Consider the following 2,671-nt stretch of genomic DNA (forward strand, 5'->3'; position numbering starts at 1 on the left):
AAGGTAGCGTCAGGCACGTCGAGGTCTTCCGGATGGGCTGTGTGAGAACTCCCATCATCGGAAGGCCTCGACACTCATCCCGGTACCGACGCGCCAGCCCTCCCTACACCCTGATCTGTGAAGAGCCCCTTAAGGGACCAAGGGATGATGTCCTCCGATCGAGCTGGAATGGAGAGCGACCAGCGGCATGATCGGACGAGCGTAGCCGTCCTCAGCGCGGCAGTAGCGGATGTACCGCAAAGAGCGCAGCGGCCCTCAGCGGTCACAGATGCTGCGCACTAGATGTGGCATTGCCGTCGACGGATCGCCGCCCTTCTGTCCAGGCGCCACTCGACGACGTGCATCCGACGCACGGTCAGTCGCCGAGGCGTAATCCCGGTATGGGAAGTTTGCTTTCAGCGCCTTCCCGTCTTGACCATGGAACTGGAGGCGATGTCGAAGCCAAGTCCGCGACTGCTGGGAGTCGAGGTCTTGGAAGTGCCACAGTAGCCAGATTTCGAAGCAGGGGTTCGAGACCACCGTCATATACCCCTCCCTCGCAGCCCCCCTAAGGCACTCGTCAAGATGAGCGTGATCATCGACATCAACCAATAGCCATACAGAATCGAAACCTTCCGGGTCCTCCCGCGCCACACGCTCAGCATGCTGGAGTACCCTCACCGGGTCGCGGCCGACCCCTTTGGTAAGGGCCGAACGCACGGTTACCCCACTTCGGCGAAAGTGTTGGAGAAGTCCCTGAACGTATTGCGGCTCTGTTACTTCACCTTCGGTGACCACTAAAAGTCGTTGCCGTTCCTGGCGTGGACGTCGCCTACGCCCAATATCGCGGGATGGCCTCATTCCGCTTCCACCAAGGGGACCAGACCTTGCAGGAACGATGGCGCCAAGTGCGGGGTGGCGCCGTAGCGCCCGTGTAGATACCGTCGCGACAGGTTTTGATCCTGTCGGGTGCTGAAGTCGCTAAGCGTGAAGATTTCGCTCACGCCGGTCTCATTTTTTTCGACCAGCCAAACCTCCTCTGGGTCGAGGCGTACGTCGGCCGACGGAGAGAGGAAGAAGGTGTCATGCGTTGTGAAGATCAGCTGGGCACATCGTACATTGATGGACGGGTCCTTGAACATCTGGATCAGCATCTGCGCCAAGTGGGGGTGAAGGCTAGCGTCGATCTCATCAATAAGTAGGACTCCACCTTTTCGAAGGGTTTCCACAGCTGGCACGGCAAGCGACAGCCAGGAAAGAGTGCCGGTGCTCTGGTCTTCTGGCGTCAAGGTGTAATATTTCCCGTTCTCGCCGGTGTGACGAAAGGCGAGCCTCTTCGTGACCTCGTCGATGACGAATTGGAAATCAACAGCGTTGTCAATTGCCTCGAGACCCGACCGCTCTTTTTCTGTGGGCTTCTCTCCCTTGGTCTCGACCGTTGCCTTCCGGACTGCGTCCACCCACTTCAGAAGCGCCGGCGGCGTCTGTACCTCATCCACCTCCACTTCCGCTATACCAACATCTGCCGCTTGAAGCAGGAGAATGATATCGCTCATCTGGATCGTGTCAGTGGCAAGGCCCTTCACGATGTCATTCAGTCGCTGCTCACGGCTCCCATCGCTGAATCGAGCGAACTCGAACCCTTCGGTCAACTCATCGTATATCTTCGATAGGATAGGCTGACCGTCGTTGGCCCCCCTCGACAGGATCAGTTCGCGGGGGCCCGTCAATTTCTCCAGGATTGCCGTTCCCCCCACAAGGGCGCGCCCGAACTTGAAGTCCTCACCATTAAGGCCGCGTTCGTAAAGTAGCCTCCGTCTCCCAACGGGATAGTCGTAGAGCCACTCGCTTTCAATATGATCCTGCAACAGACTGAAGCCGTACTCAAAACGAATGTCGTCGATGACCACGTCAACCGCATAGGACGACGCAAGGTTTCGAGACGCCTCGTCGAGCGCAAATGGTCGATGGGGCAGGCGCTTGCGGTTCCGCCACAGCGTCGCTGAGTTCCGTACGACTGCCAACATTAGGTCCAGGGCATCAAGAACGGATGACTTCCCGGAAGCGTTTGGGCCATAGATGCCCGCCACCCGGTGGGTGTAGTCCAACCACGTGCCGTCCACGGGCCGTACCGTCTTCAAGCGTGAGTGGATGAGAGAGAGCTCCGCCACGTCACGGAAGCTCTTGTGGTTCTCGAACCTGAACCGGAGGACTGTCATGCACGATAGTATGCTCCCTCAGGGGCCATCCTGTCGAACCTCGTAGGAATCTCCGTTGAATCTGCGTGAGTGGGTGCTCTTGCGGGAACTCAGAGGCCGTGCACATGTCAGAGGCCGCGCACATGTTGGTCGAGTTGGTCGAGTCGCGCAAGACGACGCCTGACCGCAGGCAGGACCTGGGACCAAGTGGCGCCAACACCTTGCGGCGGTCCTACTGTGCCGCGCTGTCCACAGGCGCCGTAGCCCGGCACCCTGAGGTCGGTCTCCACCGTAGGTGGAGGGCGACGAACGCTCGGAACTCGGGTGCGCGGCCGACGGGGCGGCCCTCACCAACCGTCCTGTATTCGGCGTTATGTGGGTGATCGTTGTCAAGAGGCCTCGGTGGTGTCGAGGCCGGTGATGAGGTCGTCGTAGATCGCTGCGCGGCGGGTCTGTCCCTTGGCGCAGGCGTCGGCGCGCTGGGCGAGCAGGGC

Annotated in this window: 2 protein-coding genes; both read right to left on the reverse strand. The window is 59.9% G+C overall.

Features of this window, described 5'->3' with window-relative positions; genetic code table 11:
- Positions 1 to 255: 255 nt before the first annotated feature.
- Positions 256 to 840 (reverse strand): RloB family protein, encoded by a 585-nt coding sequence (locus ACI3ET_RS16270; protein WP_405034115.1) that lies wholly within the window; start codon positions 838 to 840, stop codon positions 256 to 258.
- Positions 837 to 2,198, reverse strand: coding sequence for an AAA family ATPase (locus ACI3ET_RS16275; RefSeq protein WP_405034116.1), 1,362 nt, complete (start codon positions 2,196 to 2,198; stop codon positions 837 to 839). Before ACI3ET_RS16275 ends, ACI3ET_RS16270 begins: the two co-directional genes overlap by 4 nt.
- Positions 2,199 to 2,671: the final 473 nt, after the last annotated feature.

It is taken from the genome of Ornithinimicrobium jinqii (genome assembly GCF_045032595.1).
In the GTDB taxonomy this organism is placed as follows: Bacteria; Actinomycetota; Actinomycetes; order Actinomycetales; family Dermatophilaceae; genus Ornithinicoccus.

Excerpts from the sequence above, each read along its gene's own strand:
- ACI3ET_RS16275 (WP_405034116.1), bottom strand. The coding sequence starts at position 2,198 with ATGACAGTCCTCCGGTTCAGGTTCGAGAACCACAAGAGCTTCCGTGAC.
- ACI3ET_RS16270 (WP_405034115.1), bottom strand. The coding sequence starts at position 840 with ATGAGGCCATCCCGCGATATTGGGCGTAGGCGACGTCCACGCCAGGAA.